Raw genomic sequence first — 23,306 nt, forward strand, 5'->3', positions numbered from 1 at the left:
ACGCCGTCGGAGAACCCGAATCGTCGTCTCAGCCCTCGATTTCAGCCCGGAGCAGCCGGTTGACCTCGCCGGGGTCGGCGCTGCCGCCGGTCTTGCCCATCACCTGGCCGACCAGGAAGTTGATCGCGCCGTCGTCGCCCCCTTCGACGTCCGCGACGGCCTCGGGGTTGTCCTCGATGGCCTCCTCGACCGCCCGCTGGACCTCGCCCTCGTCGGTCTTGCCGAGGTCCTCGCGGGAGACGATCGTCTCCGGATCGTCGCCGTCGTCGAGCATCCCCCGGAGGACGACCTCCTTTGCGTTCTTGGCGGTAATCTCTTCGTCGGCAACGAGGGCGATCAGTCGCCGGACCTCCGCTAACCTGTCCTCGACCGCGGTGATCTCGGTCCCGCGGTAGTTGAGTTCGCCGAGCAACTCGTCTGCGACCCAGGTCGCCGCGAGGTCGGGGTCGTACTCCCGGGCGACGTCCTCGTAGAAGTCCGCGACCTCCTTCCTCGAGGTGAGCTTCGAGGCCGCCTCCTCGCTCAGGCCGTACTCCCCCTGGAAGCGTTCGCGGCGGGCGCTGGGGAGTTCGGGGATCGAGATCTCCTCCTTCCAGTCGGCGACCCGCAGGGGCGGGAGGTCGGCCTCCTCGAAGTAGCGGTAGTCCTTCTCCTCTTCCTTCGAGCGCATCGAGACGGTGATTCCGCGGGACTCGTCCCAGTGGCGGGTCTCCTGTTCGATCGCGCGCCCGCGCTCGATCGCGTTCTTCTGGCGGGTCTCCTCGTAGGCCAGGGCCTTCTCGGCGCCCCTGTGACTCGAGATGTTCTTGACCTCGGTGCGGTTCGCGGCTTCCAGTGCGTCGGTACCGATCTCCGTGGCGTCGCCCTCGATCTCCTCGCCGGGAATCATCGAGAGGTTGGCGTCCACCCGGAGGCTGCCGTCGCGCTCGGCGTCGAACACGCCCAGATACTCGAGGACCTCGGTGAGTTCGGCGAGGAAGGCCCGGACCTCGGCGGGCGAGCGGAAGTCCGGTGCCGTCACGATCTCCATCAGGGGGACGCCGGCGCGGTTGTAGTCGACGAGGGTGTACTCCGCGCTGTCGATTCCCCCGCCGCCGCCGACGTGCTGGAGGCTTCCGGGATCTTCCTCCAGATGCGCGCGCTCGATGGTGACGGTCCGGCGGTCGCCCTCGACGGTGATCTCGAGTTCGCCGTCGGCACAGATCGGCTCGTCGTACTGCGTGATCTGGAAGTTCTTCGGGAGGTCGGGGTAGTAGTAGTTCTTGCGGTGAAATCGGGTCTCCTCGGGGATCGTCGCGTCGATCGCCTTCCCGATCCTGACGGCCGATTCGACGGCGCCCTCGTTGAGGACGGGGAGGGCACCGGGCAGACCCAGACAGACCGGACAGACGTTCTCGTTCGGTTCGTCGGCGGGCTCGGTCGGACAGCCACAGAAGATCTTCGTTTCGGTCTCGAGTTGGACGTGGACCTCGAGGCCGATGACGGTGACGAGGTCGCCTTCGCCCCGCTGGACGGTTCGAGCGGTCATTGACGCGGGTTCGAGGCGGGGAAGGGAAAAGTTACCGGAGGCGGTCCTGTAAGTCGAATTGAACGTGTCTGACTCACGTTTAAGTACGCGGACGGGTCCCTAGGCGATATGCCAGCCAATCGCGTCGAAGAGCTCGAGCGAACCGTCGAGGAGATGCAGTCGACGGTGGGAGGACTCACCGACGAACTCGTCGAGGCCAAAGAGCGGATCCGCGTGCTCGAGGCCGAACTCGACACCGACGCGCCGACGAGGGTGCCCGAGCGCCGCGAAGGGAGAGAGGATGGGGAGGACGACGTCGGCGGCGAGACGGCCCCGACCCGGACCGAATCGGTGTCGACCGAGACCCCGTTCGACGACGAGGACGAAGACGAGGAGGCGGAAACGGAAGACTCAGGTACGAGCGACATTATCGTCGCATAACCAGCGACCCGGCGGACCACGGAGCCGACGAGAATGCACATCAAGGCGCTCATCCTAGACGATTTCAAGAGCTTCGGGCGGCGGACGAAGATCCCCTTCTACGAGGACTTCACGGTCGTCACCGGCCCGAACGGCTCGGGGAAGTCGAACATCATCGACGGGGTCCTGTTCGCGCTCGGCCTGGCCCGCACGCGGGGAATCCGCGCGGAGAAGCTCACCGACCTCATCTACAACCCCGGTCACGAGGACGGCGACCGAAAGGGGGGCGCCCGCGAAGCCAGCGTCGAGGTCGTCCTCGCAAACGACGACCGCACCCTCGATCGCTCCCAGGTCGTCAGCGCCGCGGGCAGCGACGACGTCGGCGACGTAAGCGAGATCCGCATTCGCCGGCGGGTCAAGGAGACCGAGGACAACTACTACTCCTACTACTACCTGAACGACCGCTCGGTGAACCTCGCCGACATCCGGGACCTACTCGCCCAGGCCGGAGTCACCCCCGAGGGGTACAACGTCGTCATGCAGGGCGACGTCACCGAGATCATCAACATGACCCCGCGCGCCCGCCGGGAGATCATCGACGAGATCGCCGGCGTCGCGGAGTTCGACGCGAAAAAGGAAGACGCCTTCGAGGAACTCGCCACCGTCCAGGAACGGATCGATGAGGCCGAACTCCGGATCGAGGAGAAGCGAGATCGGCTCGAGCAACTCGAGGACGAACGCCGGACCGCCCTCCGATACCGCCGGCTCCGCCGGGAACGCGAGACCTACGAGGGCTACCGGAAGGCGAGCGAACTCGAGGACAAACGCGAGGACCTAGAGCAGGCCCGGAGCCGCGTCTCCGGACTCGAGGAAAAACTCGAAGAACGCCGGCGGGAACTCGACGAGCGCCAGGGAGCAGTGGTCCGCCTCCAGGAGGACTTGGAGGACTTGAACGCCGAGATCGAGCGCAAGGGAGAGGACGAACAGCTCCGGATCAAAGGCGAGATCGAGGAGGTCAAAGGCGATCTCTCCCGACTCGAAGACCGGATCGAATCCCACGAAGAGAAGATCGAGGACGCCGAGGGAGACCGGCGGGAGGCGTTCGTCCAGATCGACCGGAAACAGGAGCGTCTCGAGGAGCTGGAGGGAGAGACTCGCGAGATAAAGCTCCAGAAGGCCTCGATCCGTTCGGAGATTCAAGAGCGCGAGGAGCGGTTGGAGGAACTCGAAGCCGAGATCGAGGCGGTCGACACTGCCTTCGACGAGTTGAAGGACAATCTGGCCGACCGGAAGGAAGTCCTCGAGGAGGCAAAGACCGAGCGAAACGAACTCCAGCGCGAGCAGGACCGCCTCTTGGACGAGGCCCGGCGGCGATCGAACGCCGTGACCGAGGCCGAGGAGGCGATCGAGGAGGCCGAGGCGCGGCTTCCCGAACTCGAGGAGCGCCGCGAGGACCTGGAGCGGGAGCTCTCGAAGGCCGAGACGAACCGGGAGAACATCGCAGAGGTCGTCTCCGACCTCACCGCCGAAAAACGCCGGCTCCAGAGCGACGTCGACGAACTCGACGACGAGATCCAGGCCGCCCAACAGGAGTACGCCGAGCTCGAGGCGAACGCCGAGGAAAGCGGCGACTCCTCCTTTGGCCGCGCGGTGACGACGATCCTCAACGCCGGGATGGAGGGCGTCCACGGCGCGGTCGCCCAGTTGGGGACCGTCCCCAGCGAGTACGCGGTCGCCTGTGAGACCGCAGCAGGGGGTCGGCTCGCGAACGTCGTCGTCGACGACGACGGCGTCGGCCAGCACGGGATCGACTACCTCAAATCCCGGAACGCGGGCCGGGCAACCTTCCTCCCGATGACCGAGATGCACGAGCGGGGGCTCCCGCAGGCGCCCTCGGACCCAGGGGTCGTGGACTTCGCGTACAACTTGGTCGAGTTCGACCCCCAGTACGCGGGGATCTTCTCCTATGTCCTCGGGGACACCCTCGTCGTCTCCGACATCGAGACCGCCCGGTCGTACATGGGCGACTACCGGATGGTCACCACCGACGGCGATCTCGTCGAGAAAAGCGGCGCGATGACCGGCGGCTCCCGGAAGGGCTCTCGGTACTCCTTTACCGGCGGCGGCGAGGGGCAGTTAGAGCGCGTCGCCGCCCGGATCACCGAACTCCAGGAGGAACGCAAGGAGGTACGCGACGATCTCCGGGACGTCGAGGAACGCCTCGACGACGCCAGAGAACGCCGGAGCGACGCCGCCGACGAGGTCCGGTCGATCGAGAGCGAACTCGAGCGCGTCGCCGAGGAACGCGAGGAGCTCGAAGAGGAGATCGAGGAGTTGGAGGACGAACTCGAAAAGCTGGAGGACGAACGCGAGGAGGTCGACGAGCGGATGACCGAGATCTCGGGGGAGATCGACGAAAAGACCGGGGAGATCGAGGCGTTGGAGGACGAAATTGCCGACCTGGAGGAAGAACTCGCGGACTCGAAGATTCCTGAGCTCACCGCCGAGATCGAGGACATCGAGGGCGAGATCGACGACCGCGAGGGGCGGATCGACGAACTCGATGGCGAACTGAACGAGTTGCGCTTAGAACAGGAGTACGCCGAGGAAGCAGTCGAGGAGCTCCACGACGAGATCGAGACCGCCCAAAACCGGAAGGCGGAGCTAGAGGAGCAAATCGAGGAGTTCGAGGACGGGATCGAGGAGCAACGCGAGCTCTTGGACGAAAAGCGGGAGGCCGTCGCCGACCTCGAGGAGGAGCTGACCGAGCTCAAAGGGGAACGCACGGAGCTCAAGGAGGAACTCGCCGGGGCCAAGGAGGCCAGGGACGACCAGCAGGACCGGGTCACCGAACTCGAGGGCAAACTCGAGAGCTACCGCGGCCGGGTCCGGAGCCTGGAGGGCGAGATCGAGGATCTGGAGGTCGAAGTCGGTGAGTACGACGCCGAGGAGGTTCCCGATCACGAGACGGTCGTCGAGATGCTCGAGTTGCTCGAAGGCGACATGGAGGCCCTCGAACCCGTCAACATGCTCGCGATCGAGGAGTACGACGAGGTCAGCGAGGATCTGGAGAGCTTAGAGGAGGGTCGGGCGACGCTGGTCTCCGAGGCCGACGCGATCCGCGATCGGATCGACCGCTACGAGGCCCGGAAGAAGGAGACGTTCATGGAGAGCTACGAGGCGATCGCGGGCTACTTCACGGAGATCTTCGAGACGCTCTCGGAGGGGACCGGCAGTCTCCAGTTGGAAGACGAGGCCGATCCCTTCGAGGGCGGACTGACGATGAAGGCCCAGCCCGGCGACAAGCCGATCCAGCGCCTGGACGCGATGAGCGGCGGCGAGAAATCGCTGACCGCCCTCGCCTTTATCTTCGCGATCCAGCGACACAACCCCGCTCCGTTCTACGCTCTCGACGAGATCGACGCCTTCCTCGACGCGGTCAACGCCGACCGGGTCGGCGAGATGGTCGACGACCTGGCCGAGGAGGCCCAGTTCGTCGTCGTCTCCCATCGCTCCGCGATGTTGGATCGCTCGGAGCGCGCCATCGGCGTCACGATGCAGGAGAACAACGTGAGCGCGGTGACCGGGATCGATCTGAGCGGGGAGATGGAGGTTCCGGCCGATGACTAGGGAGCCACGTAGTGGCTCCAATAGGCCGAGCGGCGAGGGTACCGAGCCGCGAGAGAGGGAGTCGCGCAGCGACTCCAGTAAGTCGAGTGGGGAACGGAGTGAGCCGCGAGAAAGGAAGTGGCTGAGAGCGGACGGCTCGGGTCGGCCCGACGACGCGACGGGCGAGGACGCCGACGACTCGGAGGAGATCCCGCTCTCGATCGCCGGCCACGAGGAGCGCGAGCCGCCGGGAGAGGGGACGGCCCTCGAGTTCGACGCGGGCTCCGAGGAGTCCGAAACTGAGGGCGAGGACGCCGACGGGGAAGACGTCGAACCCGTCGAGCTCCTGGTCTCGCTCGCGAAGGAGGGCGAGATCGACCCCTGGGACATCGACATCGTCCGGGTCACGGATCGCTTTCTCTCGGCGCTCGACGAGGCCGATCTCCGGACGTCGGGGCGGGCGCTCTTTTATGCAAGCGTCCTTCTGCGGATGAAAAGTGACGTGTTGTTCGACCCCGACGAACCCGACGAGGAGGAGCTCCCGCCGTGGGAGGCCCCGATGGGCGGGATGGAAGGTGGCGAGCCCGCCGACGCCGGAGGCTTCGATCCGGTCGAGCGCCTCGAGGCCGAGATGGATCGCCGGCTCGAGCGAAAACAGGCCCGGGGAAGCCCCGAGACGCTCGACGAACTCGTCCGGGAGCTCCGGGACGCAGAGCGGGGGTCGTGGTGGAAGGAGTCCCGGACCTACGACACCAGTGACTCCCCGCAGGGGTACAGCCGCGGGACTCAGGAGCTGAGTTACCACTCCGGCGACGAACTCCGGGTGGACGAGGAGCCCACGGCCGACGACGTCACCCACACCGCCCACGGCGAGGACATCGAGGACGTGATCGAGGACGTCGAGGGAGCCCTCGAAACCCAGTACGAGCGCGGGCGCTCGGAGGTCCTGTTCGCCGAGATCGCCGAGGTCGGCGGCTCGCGGGTGATGAGCTACCTCGCCGTGCTCTTCTTGGCCCACCGGGGACGGCTCCACCTGGACCAGGACGAACTGTTCGGCGACCTCTGGGTCCAGCAGGCGCCGACCGAGGCCGACCCCGAGGAAGCGATCGCCGGTTAGTCGAGGTACTCTCCGGCGAGCAACTCGACCCGATCCTTCGTTTCGTCGGGAATCGCCTCGGTCGGGGTGTTGATCGTTCCCTCGAGGGCCGTCCAAGCGTCGCTCTCGAAGTCGGCGGGCATCGTCCGGATCGCGCGCTCGATGGTCGCGTTCATCGCCTCGCGGTTTTCCGCGGCGTTCTCCAAGACCTCCCCGAGGGTGACCTCGGAGTCCTCCTTCCAGACGTCGTAGTCGGTGATCCCGGCGACGGTCGCGTAGCTTATTTCGGCCTCGCGGGCGAGTTTCGCTTCGGGGATCGCGGTCATGCCGACGACGTCCCACCCCTGGGAGCGGTAGAACTCGCTTTCGGCGCGCGTCGAGAACTGGGGGCCCTCGATACAGACGTAGGTACCGCCCTCCTCGATCCCGGTTTCGGTGGCCTCACGGGCGCTCTCGGCGAGATGGGAGGCCAGCGCGGGGCAGTAGGGTTCGGCAAACCCCATGTGGACGACCATCCCGTCGCCGAAGAAGGTGGGTGTGCGGTGTTTAGTCCGGTCGAACGTTTGGTCAGGAATCACGAGGGTTCGGGGCGGGAGGTCCTCTCGAAGGCTGCCGACGGCGTTCGTCGAGATCACGCGATCGACGCCGAGGGACTTCAGCGCGTAGACGTTCGCGCGGTAGGGGACCTCGGTAGGGGTGTGGCGGTGGGCCTCGCCGTGTCTCGGGAGAAAGACGACCTCCCGGCCCGCCAGGTCGCCGATCGTCGCCTCGTCGCTCGGCTCGCCGTAGGGCGTCGAGACCGACTCCGTCCGGGTGTTCTCGAGTGGGAGCGCCTCGTAGACGCCGCTGCCGCCGATCACGCCGATGGTCATGGCCCATCCTACCGAGTCCGGGAAGTAAACGCTACGGGTCACTGTCCTCGCAACCGGAACAATTTACGTGGGGGATCGCAAACGGGCGGACATCGACGGACGCGTGAGCCGAGTTTAATCCATGACCGAGACATATGACGCAGTGATCGCCGGTGCGGGACCTGCGGGGGGACAGTGTGCCCGCGACCTCGCGGCCCGGGGCTACGACGTGGTGGTGTTGGAGACCGAGTCCGAGGACGTCTTCCCGAAGACGAGCAACAAATCGACCGCGGGAACGTTCCCCTCGACGATGGCCTCCTTCGGGATTCCCGACGAGGTGGTGATGAACTTCACCGACAGCGTCGTCATCGAGTCGCCCAACGACCACTACCGGACCGACCAGCCCGGCGCCGTCCTCGAGTTCGCCGACTACAAGAAGTGGCTGGTCGCCGAAAGCGAGGTCGACGGCGCGGAGTACCGCTTCGACGCCCGGGCGACGAGGCCGATCGTCGAGGACGGTGACGTCGTCGGGGTGACGTACAACGGCAGCGAGGAGGTCAGAGCCGAGGTGGTCGTCGACGCGACGGGACCGGGCGCGCCGCTGGCGAAGGCTCTGGACGTCACCGACTTACAGCGGGACCGCCAGGCGATCGGCATCGAGTACGAACTCGAGGGGATCGAGATCGACCACCCCGACTTCGCGGACCTGACCGGCGCGATGATGCTCCGGCTGGATCACGACCTGGCGCCCGGCGGCTACTCCTGGATCTTCCACACCGGCGGGAGCGAGGCCAAGGTCGGGCTCTGTTACATCCAGAACGACCGGTATCGCGAGCAGTCCCGCGAGGGGTTCGTCATCGACGACTACCTCGAGTACTGGCTCGATCGTGACCCCCGCTTCGCCGAGGCCGACCGTCTCGAGGGCAAACAACACCGTGGCTCGGCCCACATCCAGCCTCCCGGGAAGATGACGACAGATAGCTTCATCGCGATCGGCGACACCGTTCCGACGGTAGACCCCCTCTGGGGCGAGGGGATCGACAAGTGCATGCGCTCGGGCCGGGCCGCCGCAATCACGATCGATCGCTGTCTCTCCCGGGCCACGCCGGATACCTCCGCCTCCGAGACCGCGATCTACAACCAGCTCTGGCGCGACACCGTCGCCCCGAAGGTCCGGGCCCGACTCCTGATGACCGAACTCCTCTATCTGGCCGGAAACGACCGCTACGACCGGCTGATGGCCGACCTCCGGCGACTCGACTCCGAGACCCTCGCGGCGGCGAACTCCGCCAACCTGCGGGGGATCCTCTCGCTGTTGCACGTCGACGACGCCGACCTCCTCCGACGGTTCGCCCGCGAGCGGATCGCCGAGCACTCCGAGGCCCTCCCGGACGCCGCCGATCTCCCGGCGCCGGTCGCCCGCGTCGTCGGCCGTCTCTCCTCGCTGCGGTAGCTCTCCCCGTCCTCGTTTTCGGCGTATGTGGCGTGATACCAACTCCTGCGAGCGTTGAAATACCCGCCCCGTCTCCTGAACCCTATGGCCTCCGGGGAGCACGCAGAGGAGTTGACCGAGGGGACTCTCCTGAAGCCGATGGTCCGGCTGGCGTGGCCCCTCGTCGTGATCCAGCTCCTGCAGGTCGCTTACAACGTCGGCGATACGTTCTGGCTGGGGATGCTCTCGGAGACGGCGGTCGGCGCGATCAGCCTCGCCTTTCCGCTCATCTTCCTGTTGATCTCCGTCGGCGGCGGCTTCACCGCCGCGGGCGCGATCCTGATCGCCCAGCACACCGGCGCCGAAAGCGGCGAGGACGGACTGATCGCGGGCCAGACGCTCTCCGTTATCTCGCTGGTCGCGATCGTCCTCGGGATCGCCGGCTACTTCGCGACCGATCCGATGCTCGCCCTGTTGCCCGCGGACGCCGAGACCGCAGTCGAGATCGTTCCCCAGGCGGCGGCGTACATGCGCGTGTTCTTCCTCGGGCTCCCCTTCCTCTTCGGTTTCTACGTCTTCGTTTCGCTCATGCGGGGCTACGGCAACACCCGCGCTCCGATGCGCGTGATGGCCGTCAGCGTCGCGATCAACCTCGCGCTCGACCCCCTCTTGATCTTCGGGGTCGGACCGCTCCCGGCCCTGGGGATCCAGGGCGCGGCCGTCGCGACCGTCGCCTCGCGGGGCGTCGCGACCGCGATCGGATTTTATGTACTCTTTGCGACCGACGTCGGGCCGGCGATCAAGGCCGAACACCTGTGGCCCCGTCTCGAGTACGTCGGCGAGATCACCCGGCTGGGCGTGCCCACTGCTCTGGAACAGTCGATGAGTTCGCTCGCGATGATCTCGCTGACGGCGATGGTCGCGACGTTCCCGCCGGCAGTCGTCGCCGCCTACGGGCTTGGCAATCGGCTGATCTCGCTCGCCTTTCTCCCCGCGATGGGGATGGGACAGGCGACCGATACGATCGTCGGAAAGAACTTGGGCGCGGGCGAACCCGAGCGCGCCGCGCGGGCGACCTGGGTCGCAGGCGGGGTGGTCGCGGCGGTGATGCTCGCGGTCGCGCTCGTCGCCATCGCGGTCCCCGAACCGATCGTCGGCGTCTTCATGATGGCCGACACGCCGGGAGCGGCGGCGACGATCGACTACGGCGCGACCTACCTCCGGTTCGCCGCCACCATGTTCGTCTTCATGGGCGTCCTCCAGGTGATCCTCGGGGCCTTCCGGGGCGCGGGTAACACGAAAACCGCCCTCGCCTTCTCCGTGGTCACCCTCTGGATCGCCCGCGTCCCCGTCACCTACTACCTCGTCTTCGTGGCGGGGTGGGGGACGACGGGGATCTGGCTCGGGGTCGTCGTCGGCGATATCGTCGGTGCGATCGCCGCGATCGCCTGGTTCCGGCGGGGCACGTGGAAGGAGTCGCTCGTCGAGAGCGGAGGAGAGCGCGATTCGACCGACTCGACCACCCCGGCCGATCCGACCGACTGAGCGAGACCGGCTACGCGAGGCGCCACTCGCCGGGCGCGGCCATCTCGATCTCGCCGCGGCGTTCCATCTCGGTCAGGATCTCCGAGAGCCGGTTGGGCTGGGCGATCTCCATGCTGATCCGGTCGATGTCGTGGAACTCCGCGAGTAGGCCCCGGATCTCCTCGTCGGAGAACTCCTCGCCGTCGGCGCGTTCGATCGCCGTCGAGACCAGATCGACCATGTCCTCGATGAAGTTCCAGGGGTAGACGACCCAGGTCCACTCCTCTAACCGCTCGCCGACGTAGTCGGGTTCGAACTCGCTGGTTCCCAGGAGCTGGAGCGTTGCCGTCCGCACGTCGCCGGCGTTCCGGTCGGTGACGTACTCCTCGGCCCGCCGGATCGAGCCGCCGGTGTCGGCGATGTCGTCGATGATCAGGACGTCCTTGTCCTCGACGCTGCCCTCGGGCATCGGGTACCGGATCGTCGGCTCGCCGCTTTTCTCGGCGGTGCCGACGTAGTGTTCCATCTTCAGGCTCGTCAGATCGTCGAGACCGAGGAAGTCACAGAGGCATCGCCCGGCGAACCAGCCCCCGCGGGCGAGCGCGACGATGACGTCCGGCTCGAACTCGTCGCGGCGGACCTCGTCGCTGACGTCCCGACAGAGCCCGTAGATGTAGTCCCAGTTCGTGATCGTACAGTCGAAGTCCTCGGGGAGGTCGGCCATTCTCGTGGCCGGACCGAGGGCACGAGCCCCCTTAACTGGGGGTGAAGCCGCCGACCGAGGACCGGATTTATTATCCAGTAATACAATCGAGTTATCGATGGCACGAACCCAACTGGAGGCCGCCCGGGATGGGGAGATCACGCCGGAGATCGAACGCGTCGCCGACCGCGAGAACCGCGACCGCGAGTTCGTCCGCGAGCGCGTCGCCGCGGGCGAGGCGGTGATCCCGGCCAACCGGAATCACGGGACCCTGGATCCGATGATCATCGGCGCCGACTTCGCGACGAAGGTCAACGCCAACATCGGCAACAGCGAGGAGACGAGCGACCTGGAGGGCGAACTCGAGAAGCTCCACGTCGCGGTCCACCACGGCGCGGATACGGTGATGGACCTGGGCACCGGAAGCGATCTCGACCGGATCCGGGAGGCCAACGTCGCCCACTCGCCGGTACCCGTCGGGACCGTCCCCCTCTACGAGGCCGTCAAGCGCGCGGGCGATCCGGAGGATCTCACGACGGACCTGCTCCTCTCCGTGATCGAGAAACAGGCCGAACAGGGCGTCGATTACATGACGATCCACGCGGGGATCCTGCTCGAACACCTCGCGCTCACCGAGGGCCGAAAGACGGGGATCGTCTCGAGAGGTGGGTCGATCATGGCCGCCTGGATGGAGGCCCACGGCGAGCAGAACCCCCTGTTCCAGATATTCGAGGAGATCTGCGGTATCTTTCGGGAGTACGACGTCACGTTCAGCCTCGGCGACAGCCTCCGGCCGGGCTGTCTGGCCGACGCCTGTGACGAGGCCCAGTACGCCGAACTCGATACGTTGGGGGCGCTCACCCAGGTCGCCAGAGAGCATGGCGTCCAGGTCATGGTCGAGGGACCGGGTCACGTCCCGATGGACCGGATCGCCGAGAACGTCGAGCGCCAGCGGGAGGTCTGTGACGGCGCGCCGTTCTACGTCCTCGGGCCGCTCGTGACCGACGTCGCGCCGGGGTACGACCACGTTACGAGTGCGATCGGGGCCGCGATCGCCGCCCGGGAGGGCGCGGCGATGCTCTGTTACGTCACCCCCAAAGAACACCTCGGGCTCCCCGAGCGCGAGGACGTCCGGGAGGGGCTCGCGGCCTACCGGATCGCCGCCCACGCGGGCGACGTCGGAAACGGCCTGCCGGGCGCCCGCGACTGGGACGACGCCCTCTCGGAGGCCCGCTACGCCTTCGACTGGTCCGAGCAGTTCGAACTCTCGCTCGATCCCGAACGCGCCCGTTCCTACCACGACCAGACGCTCCCCGGGGATAACTACAGGGAGGCGCGCTTCTGCTCGATGTGTGGCGTCGAGTTCTGTTCGATGCGGATCGACCAGGACGCCCGCGCGGAGCGAGAGGAGGGGGAACTCGAGGAACTGAACGGAGAGACCGATCTCGCGGAGTCGTCGGCTGCGGAGGTCAACCTCCCGCCCGTGGGCACCCACGAAACGGGGGGCGATCTCGATCGCGAGTATCCCCGACCTGAAGAGTTATCTGCTGACGACTGACTCCCGTCAACGGGATGTCGGAGAACCGCTTCCGAGGTGCTTTCCGAGCGAGTGGGTCGATTGACTGGGTACGTACGGAGGATCGCGTCTCACTCGGCCCGGGCGAGCGATAGCAGTCAGTGAACGTCAATACACACCTGATCGCATGACTGTGCTCGGTGTGTGATTTGTTTCGCTGACTACTATCGCCACCGACCGAACGATCACGTACGATATGACACAAAATAAAGCGCATGCCTCCGCCTTCAGGCGGGGGTCGAGCGGTAGGCACTGCCGAACAACCGCCGACTACTGGCCGTCTGGGGTCTCCTCGCGGACGCGCTTCTCGCCTTCAAGGAGCAACCCCTTCCACGTCAGCCCGTGGTGTTGCTTCAGTTCCTTCAGACGCTCGTACTGTTCATCGTCGTCGAACTCGATTCGGATCTCAACCACACACCATCACATAAACCACACGCATATGTGTATTGCGCTACAAGAGATAGTTGATGAAGCGGACCAACCAGTTCGTCGTTCGCCCCCGATCCGAACAGGACCGGGAGCTACTGCACGAACTGTTGGACGCTTCTGCCAGCCTCTGGAACGAACTCACCTACGAACGACGCCAGCAATACTTCAACGGCGAAAGCATCTGGGACACCGCCGACTACCGCAAACAGTACGTCGGCGTTCTCGGAAGCGCAACCGCTCAACAGCTCATTCGCAAGAACAAGAGCGCGTGGAACTCGTTCTTCTCGTCAAAAGAGAAGAGCGAGGAGTGTTCCCCACCCGGCTACTGGGGCAACGAGGACGACGGTCGAACGTTGCGGACCTACGTTCGAAACGACCAGTACACACTGGAAATGGGCGACCGCTCTCGACTCGAGATTCCCGTCGGGAAGGAACTCAAGGAGAAGTACGGCCTCGGACACACCGAGCGTCTTCGCCTCGAAGTTGCGGGCGATCCGAAGTGGGACGGCAAACAGGGCCGGTTGGAACTGTACTACGACGAATCTTCGGGCCAATTCAGGGCCTTTCAGCCAGTCACCGTCGTCCATTCTCGACTGGATTCACCACTGGCGGACGAAACCGCCGCTCTGGATATCGGTGCGAACAACATCGTCGCCTGTACGACCACGACCGGCAAGCAGTACCTGTACAAGGGCCGCGACCTGTTCGAACGGTTCCGCGAGACGACGCGAGAGATCGCCCGGTTACAGTCGAAACTCCGCGAGGGCCGGCACTCCTCGAACCGGATTCGACACCTGTACCGACGCCGGACGCGACGGCGCGACCATGCGATGGACGCGCTTGCCCGCGACTTGATCGAACGACTGTACGACGAAGGTGTCTCGACGGTGTACGTCGGCGAGCTCACCGACGTTCTCGAGACCCACTGGTCGGTGCGGACGAACGCGAAGACGCACAACTTCTGGGCGTTCCGCACGTTCATCGACCGGCTCGCGTGTACTGCCGAAGAGTACGGAATCACGGTCGAACTCCGCCCCGAAGCGTGGACAAGCCAGACGTGTCCAAACTGCGGTTCGACCACGGACACTACTCGGCACCAGGACACGCTGATCTGCCAGTGTGGCTTCGAGGGCCACGCGGATCTTTCGGCAAGCGAGACGTTCCTGAGACGGCACGAAACAGACGTACCACGGCCGATGGCACGGCCCGTGCGATTCGAGTGGGGCGACCACGACTGGTCGGAGATATCACACTCTCGCGAACGTCCCAAAGAAGCGCGCACGAACCGGAGTATCCACGGGGAGGAGAAAGTCGCTCGCGTGGTGGTTCGGCATGAGCCGAGACCCCCAACGTGAGGATTCCCGCGCCTTTAGGCGCGGTGAGGATGTCAATCTCGCGTACGTGCCTCGCAAGTATGAATAGAATTGCGGTGATGGGACCTCCGGGCGCTGGAAAATCCACGTTTTCGCGCCGGTTGGGTGAGCGGACGGAGCTTCCCGTCATCCATCTCGATGCGCACTATTGGGGGCCGAACTGGGAGGGGCCGCCGACCGACGAATGGCGGCAAACCCATCGGGAACTCATCGAAGGCGACGCATGGATAATCGATGGAAACTACGGCTCGACGGCAGCGGAGCGGCTCGATGCCGCAGATACCGTGATCTTTCTGGAATCCTCGCGGTACGTTTGCCTGTTTCGTGTCCTAAAGCGCAGACTCCTTCGGGACAACCCCGCTATGGCAGAAGGCTGCTCGCCCAAAGTCGAACCGAGTTTCCTTCTGTACACGTGGCGGTTCAACACGGAGAAACGTCCCTCGCTAAAAGAGATGGCACGGACCCGTGAAGCGACAGAACTCATAACCCTCCGCTCCAGTCAGGACCGCGAGGGGCTTCTTACTCGTCTCGGCTAAGCCACGATGTCGTAACAGTCCACGACGGTACTACGGTCCGTTAAAATTCTCCGTCGGAATCGTCCCGGTGGTCCATGCCAGGTTGCCCTCAACGGTGACATCGATGCCATTGTACGCACCAAATCGATCGGATTCCGATTGGATGTAGTCCGCCAGTTCGCCGCTCTCCGCCGTCTCGGCATCAGGATAGGTGTTGGCCCACGTGAGATGGGTCGTCTCGGATCCGAACCGCCACGATTGGAGTTTTCCCGTGATAACGTCCTTCCGGAAGCCACGCGACGTCGACCCGTCCACCGCCTCTGGATAACACCAAAGCGCATCTGGGTCCTCAACGACCCCCATCATTGCTGCAACATACTCATTGCCGTCATCATAATAGCCAGAATCCCCACTCGGTGCATCGATCACGGTTTTCACGTAGACAGTCGTGGGATCGTCTCTCGTTGGCGACACCATCGGCGACGCATCTATCAGGACGTCTTCCGAGATAGCGTAGATGAGGCTTGAGCCGTATAGATCGAAGCCTTCGTACGATTCTGGCTCCGACCACGAAGGCTCTGTCGTCTGTGACGACGTTGTATTGGACGAAGATGACTGTGAGTCCGAGCTGACGTTCTCGGCGATTGCCTCACGATCGAACGATCCAAAAATCACGTTAATGTTGCCGATTTTCATTGCGGCCCTGACGGCAGCGACATCGACGTACTCGCGGCGCCATACGGGGCGTAACATTTCCTCTTCGAGCTGAGAGTAGGCGTTCTCGTGAATGGACTCTTGCTTGGAGCGAATGCCCTCAATGTCAAAGTACAGGAACCCGATACCGTCCCGCAGGGGGGTGTTTTGAGGATTTGGGATCCACTGCATAGCTTCCGTCGCTGTGGGTTTCTCTGATACGTCCGACGTAGATGATGAAGACGATGATGAGTTTGTTGTGGTATTGTCACTGCCGGCCAGCGAGTCGCTGAGACAGCCTGACATGGAGGCAAGCGTCCCACTACCGAGTGTGAAACCTGCGGTTTTGAGGAGGGCCCGTCGTGAGCGGGGCATGACAATTCCATGTTTCAACCCCATCATAATCGTTCTGTTGATTCTCTACCCCTAAGGGTTCGTCAAAGGTACAAGAAACGTCAAAACCAGCCCGAATTTCGCCGGGTGAGTTGGACTTCCATCCGAGACCAATCGATCTGAGCCACGAACGCGCGTGTGCTATGTTCGATACGATCGAGGACCGGAAACCACGCCTATCGGCCGCTCTATACCACAGGATACGTTCTCGGGAAGCTCATCGCGTTCAAACTCTCCCGAACCGACCCCGCTCTCGCTGCGACCGCCCTCGAGCGAATCCGGTCGCTCTTTCGGATTCAGGTAGTCTCCCCCGATTCGGAGGCGTTCGGCCGCGTTTGTGAGGATTTCCACCGCACCTCAATGTAACGCGCTTGTGAGACCCGATCGCGCGAATCCGACTGGCGACCAGTCGCTCCATCCGCACTCGGATGTAACGCGTGGGTTGGCTCAAGCCGATCAGACGAGTTGTCGTTACATACAGGTCAAGCAGGTGACGGAGCAGCTATCGACTCACCCAACGACTGCCAAATTATTCATTCATCATGACGTCAGCACTAGACTTTCCGAAAGAGTTAAATTTGCAAACTTCGAAATAGTAAGTATAGGGTAAACTAAATCTAACAGATAAATCTTTTCCGATAGCAGCCGCTACGTTCTTGTCCAGCGATGGACCCCGATGAAGATATCACACTGGTCGAAGATCCGGTCTGGACAGAGAAATACGAGCGCGAGGAACAGCGACTTCGAGCGGCAGCTGGTGAGGGACTACTCGGAATACACCACGTAGGGAGTACTGCGATTCCGGACGTCCCTGGCAAACCCGCACTAGACGTCCTTGTCGCCTTCGACGCGTTTGAACAAATGGACGCAACCGGAGAGCAGATCGAGGAGGAACACAAAGAGTTCGAGCGTTTCTCCGAGACTGACACCTCGATTTTGCTCATCAACTGGGCCGACGACCACGCTGTCTTCCACAGGATGCATACCATGGACGACGAGGACAAGATTAGAAACCAGATTCTCTTCCGCGATTACCTTCGCGATCACGCAGACGCACGCAGGGAGTACGAGGAAATCAAGCGCGAGGCTGTCGAGAACCACGCCGATGACCCCGGCGACTACACCAAAGCAAAGTCGGATGTCGTTGCGGATCTGATCCAACGTGCCGAAGCGGCCGACTACGAGGAGGGTCTGCCTGACTACCTTTAGGCACCACAGCCCCTCAATATCCATATTTTCTGACGGAAGTATCCACGTTACGTACGCACACGGATGTAACGCCGATGGGATTTCGCTGGCGGCCCTTCCGTCACCCCTATTGGACCACGCTGCGTCGGATCCGCCATGACTGACGATCTGGAGGTCGCGCTCGTCGACGCGTTCACCGACGACCCCCTCACCGGGAACGCCGCGGGGGTCGTCCCCGATGCCGGCGAGCTCTCGGAGCCGACCATGCAGGCGATCGCCCGCGAGCTCTCGGTCAGCGAGACGGCCTTTCTGTCGGCGAGCGCGGAGGCCGAGCGCCGGATCCAGTACTTCACGCCGACCCAGGAAGTCGACCTCTGTGGGCACGCGACCATCGCCTCCGGTTCGTACCTTCACGAGACGGGCGACGTCGAGACGGGGACGACGACCCTCGAGACGAACGTCGGCGTCATCGAGGTCGACGTCGAGGACGATGGAACGGTCTGGATGAGCCAGGACGACCCCGAAATCCGCGAGGCCGACGCCAGTTACGGGGCGGTCGCCGACGCACTCGGCGTCGAGCGCGCGGCTCTGGAGGGCGCCCGCGAGGACCTCCCGCTCGCGGTGTCCTCGACCGGCCTCCCCTTCCTCATGGTCCCGATCACCTACCTCTCGGACCTCGGCGACGCGGACCCCGACATGGCCGCGATCGAGGCCCTCGCCGACTCGGTAGGCGCGACGGGGATCTACGCGTTCACGTTCGACACCCTCCAACCGGAGTCGGCGCTCCACGGGCGGATGTTCGCCCCCGGTGCGGGCGTCCCCGAGGATCCCGTGACTGGCACCGCGAGCTGTGCCGTCGCGGCCTACCTCGAGGCGTACGACGCCTTCGATCCCACGCCCGAGGAGCTCCGCCTCGAGCAGGGCCACTACGTCTCCCGTCCGGGGACGGTCCTCGTCCGGATCGACGACGAGGTCCGGATCGGCGGGCGTGCGGTCACCGCCCTCGAGGGGATGGTTCGAGCGCCCGAACGGGGCGACGACGGGATCCTCGAGGCCTGATAGGGCCGGAAGGACGTCATTGCGCCATCGATCGCGATACGGGCCGTGATCGCCGGTAAATGGGTTCTTCCGGCTCTATGACCCGGCCGAACGTATCAGATATCGAAAAACCGTGAGGGATCGTCTCACGGGCCGACCGGTGCGAAGAACGTTAATTCGCCATCGAGTTGTGAATTTTGTGATTCTTTCACAAGGCTCATTAGGGCGAGCGTGGACCCTCCGGTAGAGATGGCAGTACTCTGGCTGGACGAGATCGGTGCCGACGACCTCCCCCGGGTCGGCGGCAAGGGCGCCTCCCTCGGCGAGCTCACCGGTGCCGACCTCCCCGTTCCGCCCGGGTTCGTGGTCACCGCAGACAGCTATCGCGCGTTCATCGAGGAGGCCGGGATCGACGACGCGCTGTTCGAGGCCGTCGACGTCGACGTCGAGGACTCGGCGGCGCTCTCGACTGCGGCCGAGCGCGCCCGCGAGCTCATCGTCGAGACCCCCTTCCCCGAGGAGCTCCGCGAGGAGGTCCTCGGCGCTTACGCCGACATGGAGGGCGAGCCGTTCGTCGCGGTCCGTTCCTCGGCGACCGCCGAGGACCTCCCCGACGCCTCCTTTGCGGGCCAACAGGAGACCTTCCTCAACGTCACCGACGAACGCCTCTTAGAGCGCGTTCGGGAGTGCTGGGCGTCGCTGTTCACCCAGCGGGCGATCTACTACCGGACCAAGCAGGGCTTTTCCCACGACGACGTCGACATCGGCGTCGTCGTCCAGCGGATGGTCGACGCCGAGAAAAGCGGCGTGATGTTCACCAGCCACCCCTCGACGGGCGAGGCGACGATGATCGTCGAGGCGGCCTGGGGATTGGGTGAAGCGGTCGTCTCGGGATCGGTCTCCCCGGACAACTACGTCGTCGAGCGGGAGAGCGGGGACGTCGAGGCGACCGTCGCCGAGAAGAAGCTGCTCTGTGAGCGCGACGACGAGACGGGCGAGACCGTCGAGCGCGAGGTCCCTGAGGACAAACGCGACGAGCGGGTCCTCTCTGCCGACGATATCGAGGCCTTAGTCGAGATCGGCGAGCGCGTCGAGGACCACTACGGCGAACCCCAGGACGTCGAGTGGGCGATGGTCGGCGACGAGGTCTACATGCTCCAGTCCCGACCGATCACGACGATCAGCGAGGCCGACAACCCGCCCGCGGGCGGGGTCGCGGACTTGGAGGACGCCGGAGCGGGGGCGACCGCTCCCGGAGTCACCGACGGCAGCGGCGCCGTCCGCTCGGAGTCGAGTGGCTCCGCCGGGACCGGCCCGGCGACCGGCGATCTCCTCGTCGACGGCCTGGGCTCGAGTCCGGGGACGGCCTCGGGGGCCGCCCGGATCGTGACGAAACTCGACGAGCTCGACAAAGTCGGTGAAGGGGACGTAATCGTCACGGAGATGACCACCCCGGACATGGTCCCCGCGATGAAACGCGCCTCGGGGATCGTCACCGACGAGGGGGGGATGACCTCCCACGCGGCGATCGTCTCCCGGGAACTGGGCGTCCCCGCGGTCGTCGGGACGACGAACGCGAGTCGCGTACTGGAGGACGGCCAGGCGATCACGATCGACGGCGAGAAAGGCACCGTCGTCGCGGGCCGGGACGGGGAGGACGAACGCGAACCCGTCGAGGAGGTCCGCCCGCAGTCCCCGGTCAAGCCGATGACCGCGACGGAGGTGAAAGTCAACGTCTCGATCCCCGAGGCCGCCTCCCGGGCAGCGGCGACCGGCGCCGACGGCGTCGGCCTGCTCCGGATCGAGCACATGATCCTCTCGCTGGGCCAGACCCCGGCGAAGTACATCGAGGAGAACGGCGTCGACGCCTACGTCACCGAGATCGTCGAGGGCGTTCGAACGGTAGCCGACGAGTTCTACCCCCGGCCCGTCCGGGTCCGGACGCTCGATGCGCCGACCGACGAGTTCCGTCAGCTCGAGGGGGGCGAGGACGAGCCCGACGAGCACAACCCGATGCTGGGCTATCGCGGAGTGCGCCGGAGTCTCGATCGACCGGACGTCTTCGCCCACGAGTTAGAGGCGTTCCGGCGGCTGTACGGGATGGGCTACGACAACGTCGAGATCATGTTCCCGCTGGTCAACGACGCAGAGGACGTCCACGCCCTGAAAAACTGTATGGAGGAAGTCGGGATCGATCCCGGGAAACGCCGCTGGGGCGTGATGATCGAGACGCCCGCCGCCGCCCTCGGCGTGGCCGACCTCGCCGAGACGGGGATCGACTTCGCTTCCTTCGGGACGAACGACCTCACCCAGTACACGCTCGCGATCGACCGGAACAACGAACGCGTCGCCGACCGCTTCGACGAGCTCCACCCCTCCGTGCTCAGGCTGATCGGGGACGTGATCGAGACCTGCCGCGAGGAGGGCGTCGAGACGAGCATCTGCGGGCAGGCGGGCTCGCGCCCGGAGATGGTCGACTTCCTCGTCGAGGAGGGGGTCAGCTCGATCTCGGCGAACATTGACGCCGTCCGGGACGTCCAACACGAGGTCAAGCGGGTCGAACAGAAGCTGGTGCTCGACTCGATCCGCTGATCGCGTCTCGCCCGGGGTCAGTAGGCTTTTGTCCGCCCGAGCCTATGAGTCGACCGTGACGGTTCCTTCCGCCCCCGAGGCTCGTTCTATGCGGATGCGGCGGTAGCGCCGGGTGGAGGGGCCACGCGTCGCCGGTCATGCGGCCCGGACGTGGCCACCGAAACCCGGACCAGGGATTTCGAACCGGACCATCGACCGAAACCGGCGGGTTTTACGCCCGCCACCGACTGACCACAGCCATGAGCCACGACGACTTTCCGACGGACCGACCGGCGGTGGTGACCTGCGGGTTGCCCTACGCGACGGGCGACCTGCACGTCGGCCACCTCCGGACGTACATCAGCGGCGACGTCCTCTCACGGGCGCTCGACACGCTCGGCCAGAACAACGCCTTCGTCTCCGGGACGGACATGCACGGGACCCCGGTCGCGGTCCAGGCCGCAAAGGAGGGGGTAGACCCCGAGACGTACGCCCTCCGGCTCCACGAGAAGTACGCCGACACGTTCCCCGAGTTCGGGATCGAGTTCGACAACTACAGCCACACACACGACGAAACCAACGCCGAACTCACCCGCGAGTTCGTCCGGGCCTGGATCGACAACGACCACGTCTACGAAAAGGAGATCGAGGTCGCCTGGGACCCGGAGGTCGACGAACCACTCCCCGACCGGTTCGTCGAGGGCACGTGTCCCTACTGCGGGGAGAAAGCCCGCGGTGACGAGTGCGACGAGGGCTGCCAGCGCCACTTAGAGCCCGGCGAGATCGAGGATCCCACCAGTACGCTCACGGGCAACCCCGCTGAGTACCGCACCCGTTCGCACAAGTTCCTCCGGCTGAACGACTTCAAGGAGTATCTCGGAGAGTTCCTCGACCGTCTCGAGGGGACGAGCAACGCCCGGAACCAGCCCCGCGAGTGGGTCGAGGGCGAACTCCAGGACCTCTGTATCACCCGCGATATGGACTGGGGGATCGACTATCCGGGCGAAAGCGAGGAGGACCTCGTGCTCTACGTCTGGGTCGACGCCCCGATCGAGTACGTCGCCAGCACGAAGCAATACAGCGAGCGCGTCGGCAGCGACGAGTACGATTGGGAACGCGCCTGGAAGGAGGACGGCGAGATCGTCCACATCATCGGTCGGGACATCATCCAACACCACACCGTCTTCTGGCCCGCAATGTTGCGTGGTGCGGGCTACAACGAGCCCCGCGCGGTGATGGCCAGCGGATTCGTCAACCTGAACGGAAAGGCGTTCTCGACCAGCCGGAATCGGGCGATCTGGGCCGACGACTACCTCGAGGAGGGCTTTCACCCGGACCTCCTTCGATACTACCTCGTGACGGCAGGGGGGTTCCAGCAGGACGTGGACTTCGCCTGGGATCGGTTCCAGGAACGGGTCAACGGTGAACTCGTCGGAACGGTCGGCAACTTCTGGTACCGCTCGCTGCTGTTCGCCTACCGCAACTACGAGGGCACCCCAGACGCGGAGCTCTCGACGGAGGTGCGAGACAGGATCGAGGACGCCATCGCGGAGTTCCGCGAGGGGCTCAACGACTACTCGCTCCGGGAGACCGGGGCGGCCGCCACCCGCCTCGCCCGCTTTGGCAACGAGTACATCCAGCGCAACGAACCCTGGAAGCTCGAGGCCGAAAGCGACGAGGCCCGGCAGGTCATCCGCGACTGCATCCAGATCGCCAAGGCCGTCGGCGTCCTCATAGAGCCCATCGCGCCCGGAAAGGCCCAAGCGCTGTGGGACCAGCTCGCCGAGGACGGTAGCGTCCACGACGCCCGCCTCGAGGCCGCCCTCGCGGCGCCACCCCGGAAGTTCGACGAACCCGACGAACTGTTCGAGAAGATCGAGGACGACCGCGTCGCCGAACTCGAGGCGAAACTCGAAGAGCGGGTCGCGAGCTTCGATGACGGCGAGAGCAGTGAGGACGCCGAGGAGGGCGACGGCGAGACCGGCGAGGCGGGAGGCGATGCCGACCTCGAACCCCTCCTCGCCGACCGGATCGGGTTCGAGGAGTTCCAGGACCTCGATATCCGCGTCGGGCGGATCGAAGTCGCCGAGGGGATCGAGGGCGCCGACGACCTCGCGCGCCTCGAGGTGGACGTCGGGCTCGAGCGTCGCCAGGTCGTTGCGGGGATCAAACAGCTCCACGACCTCTCGGAGCTGCCCGGCGAGAAATGTATCCTGCTCGCGAACATGGAGCCCGCGGAGCTGTTCGGCGTCGAATCGAACGGAATGATCCTCGCGGCCGGCGACGAAGCGGATCTGCTGACGACACACGGCGACGCGGAGCCGGGCGAGCGCATCCGCTGATCGGGGTCGAAAACGCCGACGCGGGTGGTGGGGACCCGCGTCGGAA

17 protein-coding genes are annotated in these 23,306 nt (G+C 65.0%); 12 read left to right on the forward strand and 5 right to left on the reverse strand.

The features are described from left to right. Nucleotides 1-28: 28 nt before the first annotated feature. On the reverse strand, nucleotides 29-1,528 hold the full coding sequence (gene gatB / locus DVH23_RS12455) for an Asp-tRNA(Asn)/Glu-tRNA(Gln) amidotransferase subunit GatB (protein WP_114577756.1): 1,500 nt from the start codon (nucleotides 1,526-1,528) through the stop codon (nucleotides 29-31). Nucleotides 1,529-1,636: 108 nt separating this feature from the next. Between gatB and DVH23_RS12460 the strand changes: the two genes are divergently transcribed. Genes DVH23_RS12460 through DVH23_RS12470 form a run of 3 tightly spaced genes read left to right on the forward strand, consistent with a single transcriptional unit; the run spans nucleotide 1,637 to nucleotide 6,653 of the window. Beyond that, nucleotides 1,637-1,948, forward strand: a complete 312-nt coding sequence (locus DVH23_RS12460; protein WP_114577757.1) for a hypothetical protein — start codon at nucleotides 1,637-1,639, stop codon at nucleotides 1,946-1,948. Between the two features lie 33 nt (nucleotides 1,949-1,981). Beyond that, entirely contained in the window at nucleotides 1,982-5,557 is a 3,576-nt protein-coding gene (smc, locus tag DVH23_RS12465; RefSeq protein ID WP_114577758.1) for a chromosome segregation protein SMC, read from the forward strand. After that, the gene (locus tag DVH23_RS12470; RefSeq protein WP_114577759.1) at nucleotides 5,550-6,653 is read left to right on the forward strand and encodes a ScpA family protein; all 1,104 of its coding nucleotides are present in this window, start codon (nucleotides 5,550-5,552) and stop codon (nucleotides 6,651-6,653) included. Before smc ends, DVH23_RS12470 begins: the two co-directional genes overlap by 8 nt. On the opposite strand, the gene mtnP is transcribed toward DVH23_RS12470, so the two are convergent. Then, nucleotides 6,650-7,504, reverse strand: a complete 855-nt coding sequence (gene mtnP, locus DVH23_RS12475) for an S-methyl-5'-thioadenosine phosphorylase (RefSeq protein WP_114577760.1) — start codon at nucleotides 7,502-7,504, stop codon at nucleotides 6,650-6,652. The genes DVH23_RS12470 and mtnP overlap by 4 nt on opposite strands. 121 nt (nucleotides 7,505-7,625) lie before the next feature. Between mtnP and DVH23_RS12480 the strand changes: the two genes are divergently transcribed. Then, entirely contained in the window at nucleotides 7,626-8,936 is a 1,311-nt protein-coding gene (locus tag DVH23_RS12480; RefSeq protein WP_224828587.1) for a digeranylgeranylglycerophospholipid reductase, read from the forward strand. A gap of 84 nt (nucleotides 8,937-9,020) precedes the next feature. Next, complete coding sequence (locus DVH23_RS12485) at nucleotides 9,021-10,460, forward strand: MATE family efflux transporter (RefSeq protein WP_114577761.1); 1,440 nt, start codon at nucleotides 9,021-9,023, stop codon at nucleotides 10,458-10,460. Nucleotides 10,461-10,470: 10 nt separating this feature from the next. Here the strand turns inward: DVH23_RS12485 and DVH23_RS12490 are convergent, their stop codons facing one another. Then, nucleotides 10,471-11,163, reverse strand: a complete 693-nt coding sequence (locus tag DVH23_RS12490) for a phosphoribosyltransferase (RefSeq protein ID WP_114577762.1) — start codon at nucleotides 11,161-11,163, stop codon at nucleotides 10,471-10,473. 97 nt (nucleotides 11,164-11,260) lie between these two features. On the opposite strand from DVH23_RS12490, the gene thiC reads away from it, so the two are divergent. After that, complete coding sequence (thiC, locus tag DVH23_RS12495; RefSeq protein ID WP_114577763.1) at nucleotides 11,261-12,700, forward strand: phosphomethylpyrimidine synthase ThiC; 1,440 nt, start codon at nucleotides 11,261-11,263, stop codon at nucleotides 12,698-12,700. A 288-nt stretch (nucleotides 12,701-12,988) separates the two neighbouring features. Here thiC and DVH23_RS24260 read toward each other — a convergent pair whose 3' ends face one another. Continuing rightward, on the reverse strand, nucleotides 12,989-13,132 hold the full coding sequence (locus DVH23_RS24260) for a hypothetical protein (protein ID WP_174811710.1): 144 nt from the start codon (nucleotides 13,130-13,132) through the stop codon (nucleotides 12,989-12,991). 53 nt (nucleotides 13,133-13,185) lie between these two features. Between DVH23_RS24260 and DVH23_RS12500 the strand changes: the two genes are divergently transcribed. Both DVH23_RS12500 and DVH23_RS12505 read left to right on the forward strand, forming a co-directional pair. After that, complete coding sequence (locus DVH23_RS12500) at nucleotides 13,186-14,502, forward strand: RNA-guided endonuclease TnpB family protein (RefSeq protein ID WP_114577764.1); 1,317 nt, start codon at nucleotides 13,186-13,188, stop codon at nucleotides 14,500-14,502. Between the two features lie 59 nt (nucleotides 14,503-14,561). Continuing rightward, entirely contained in the window at nucleotides 14,562-15,056 is a 495-nt protein-coding gene (locus DVH23_RS12505; RefSeq protein WP_114577882.1) for an AAA family ATPase, read from the forward strand. A 30-nt stretch (nucleotides 15,057-15,086) separates the two neighbouring features. On the opposite strand, the gene DVH23_RS12510 is transcribed toward DVH23_RS12505, so the two are convergent. Then, nucleotides 15,087-16,103 (reverse strand): hypothetical protein, encoded by a 1,017-nt coding sequence (locus DVH23_RS12510; protein ID WP_114577765.1) that lies wholly within the window; start codon nucleotides 16,101-16,103, stop codon nucleotides 15,087-15,089. Nucleotides 16,104-16,787: 684 nt separating this feature from the next. Between DVH23_RS12510 and DVH23_RS12520 the strand changes: the two genes are divergently transcribed. The 4 genes from DVH23_RS12520 (at nucleotide 16,788) to metG (ending at nucleotide 23,260) form a co-directional block, all read left to right on the forward strand. After that, nucleotides 16,788-17,330, forward strand: a complete 543-nt coding sequence (locus tag DVH23_RS12520) for a GrpB family protein (protein WP_114577767.1) — start codon at nucleotides 16,788-16,790, stop codon at nucleotides 17,328-17,330. Between the two features lie 135 nt (nucleotides 17,331-17,465). Continuing rightward, entirely contained in the window at nucleotides 17,466-18,368 is a 903-nt protein-coding gene (locus DVH23_RS12525; RefSeq protein ID WP_114577768.1) for a PhzF family phenazine biosynthesis protein, read from the forward strand. 228 nt (nucleotides 18,369-18,596) lie between these two features. Further along, complete coding sequence (gene ppsA / locus DVH23_RS12530) at nucleotides 18,597-20,939, forward strand: phosphoenolpyruvate synthase (protein ID WP_114577769.1); 2,343 nt, start codon at nucleotides 18,597-18,599, stop codon at nucleotides 20,937-20,939. Nucleotides 20,940-21,178: 239 nt separating this feature from the next. Next, on the forward strand, nucleotides 21,179-23,260 hold the full coding sequence (metG, locus tag DVH23_RS12535; protein WP_114577770.1) for a methionine--tRNA ligase: 2,082 nt from the start codon (nucleotides 21,179-21,181) through the stop codon (nucleotides 23,258-23,260). Nucleotides 23,261-23,306 lie beyond the last annotated feature (46 nt).

It is taken from the genome of Saliphagus sp. LR7 (assembly GCF_003344565.1).
GTDB classification, from domain to species: Archaea; Halobacteriota; Halobacteria; order Halobacteriales; family Natrialbaceae; genus Saliphagus; species Saliphagus infecundisoli.

Coding starts and splice junctions, on each gene's coding strand:
- DVH23_RS12490 (WP_114577762.1), bottom strand. CDS start 11,163: ATGGCCGACCTCCCCGAGGACTTCGACTGTACGATCACGAACTGGGAC.
- DVH23_RS12510 (WP_114577765.1), bottom strand. CDS start 16,103: ATGCCCCGCTCACGACGGGCCCTCCTCAAAACCGCAGGTTTCACACTC.
- DVH23_RS12485 (WP_114577761.1), top strand. CDS start 9,021: ATGGCCTCCGGGGAGCACGCAGAGGAGTTGACCGAGGGGACTCTCCTG.
- metG (WP_114577770.1), top strand. CDS start 21,179: ATGAGCCACGACGACTTTCCGACGGACCGACCGGCGGTGGTGACCTGC.
- DVH23_RS12520 (WP_114577767.1), top strand. CDS start 16,788: ATGGACCCCGATGAAGATATCACACTGGTCGAAGATCCGGTCTGGACA.
- thiC (WP_114577763.1), top strand. CDS start 11,261: ATGGCACGAACCCAACTGGAGGCCGCCCGGGATGGGGAGATCACGCCG.
- DVH23_RS12480 (WP_224828587.1), top strand. CDS start 7,626: ATGACCGAGACATATGACGCAGTGATCGCCGGTGCGGGACCTGCGGGG.
- DVH23_RS12470 (WP_114577759.1), top strand. CDS start 5,550: ATGACTAGGGAGCCACGTAGTGGCTCCAATAGGCCGAGCGGCGAGGGT.
- DVH23_RS12460 (WP_114577757.1), top strand. CDS start 1,637: ATGCCAGCCAATCGCGTCGAAGAGCTCGAGCGAACCGTCGAGGAGATG.
- mtnP (WP_114577760.1), bottom strand. CDS start 7,504: ATGACCATCGGCGTGATCGGCGGCAGCGGCGTCTACGAGGCGCTCCCA.
- DVH23_RS12505 (WP_114577882.1), top strand. CDS start 14,562: ATGAATAGAATTGCGGTGATGGGACCTCCGGGCGCTGGAAAATCCACG.
- gatB (WP_114577756.1), bottom strand. CDS start 1,528: ATGACCGCTCGAACCGTCCAGCGGGGCGAAGGCGACCTCGTCACCGTC.
- DVH23_RS12500 (WP_114577764.1), top strand. CDS start 13,186: ATGAAGCGGACCAACCAGTTCGTCGTTCGCCCCCGATCCGAACAGGAC.
- smc (WP_114577758.1), top strand. CDS start 1,982: ATGCACATCAAGGCGCTCATCCTAGACGATTTCAAGAGCTTCGGGCGG.
- DVH23_RS12525 (WP_114577768.1), top strand. CDS start 17,466: ATGACTGACGATCTGGAGGTCGCGCTCGTCGACGCGTTCACCGACGAC.
- ppsA (WP_114577769.1), top strand. CDS start 18,597: ATGGCAGTACTCTGGCTGGACGAGATCGGTGCCGACGACCTCCCCCGG.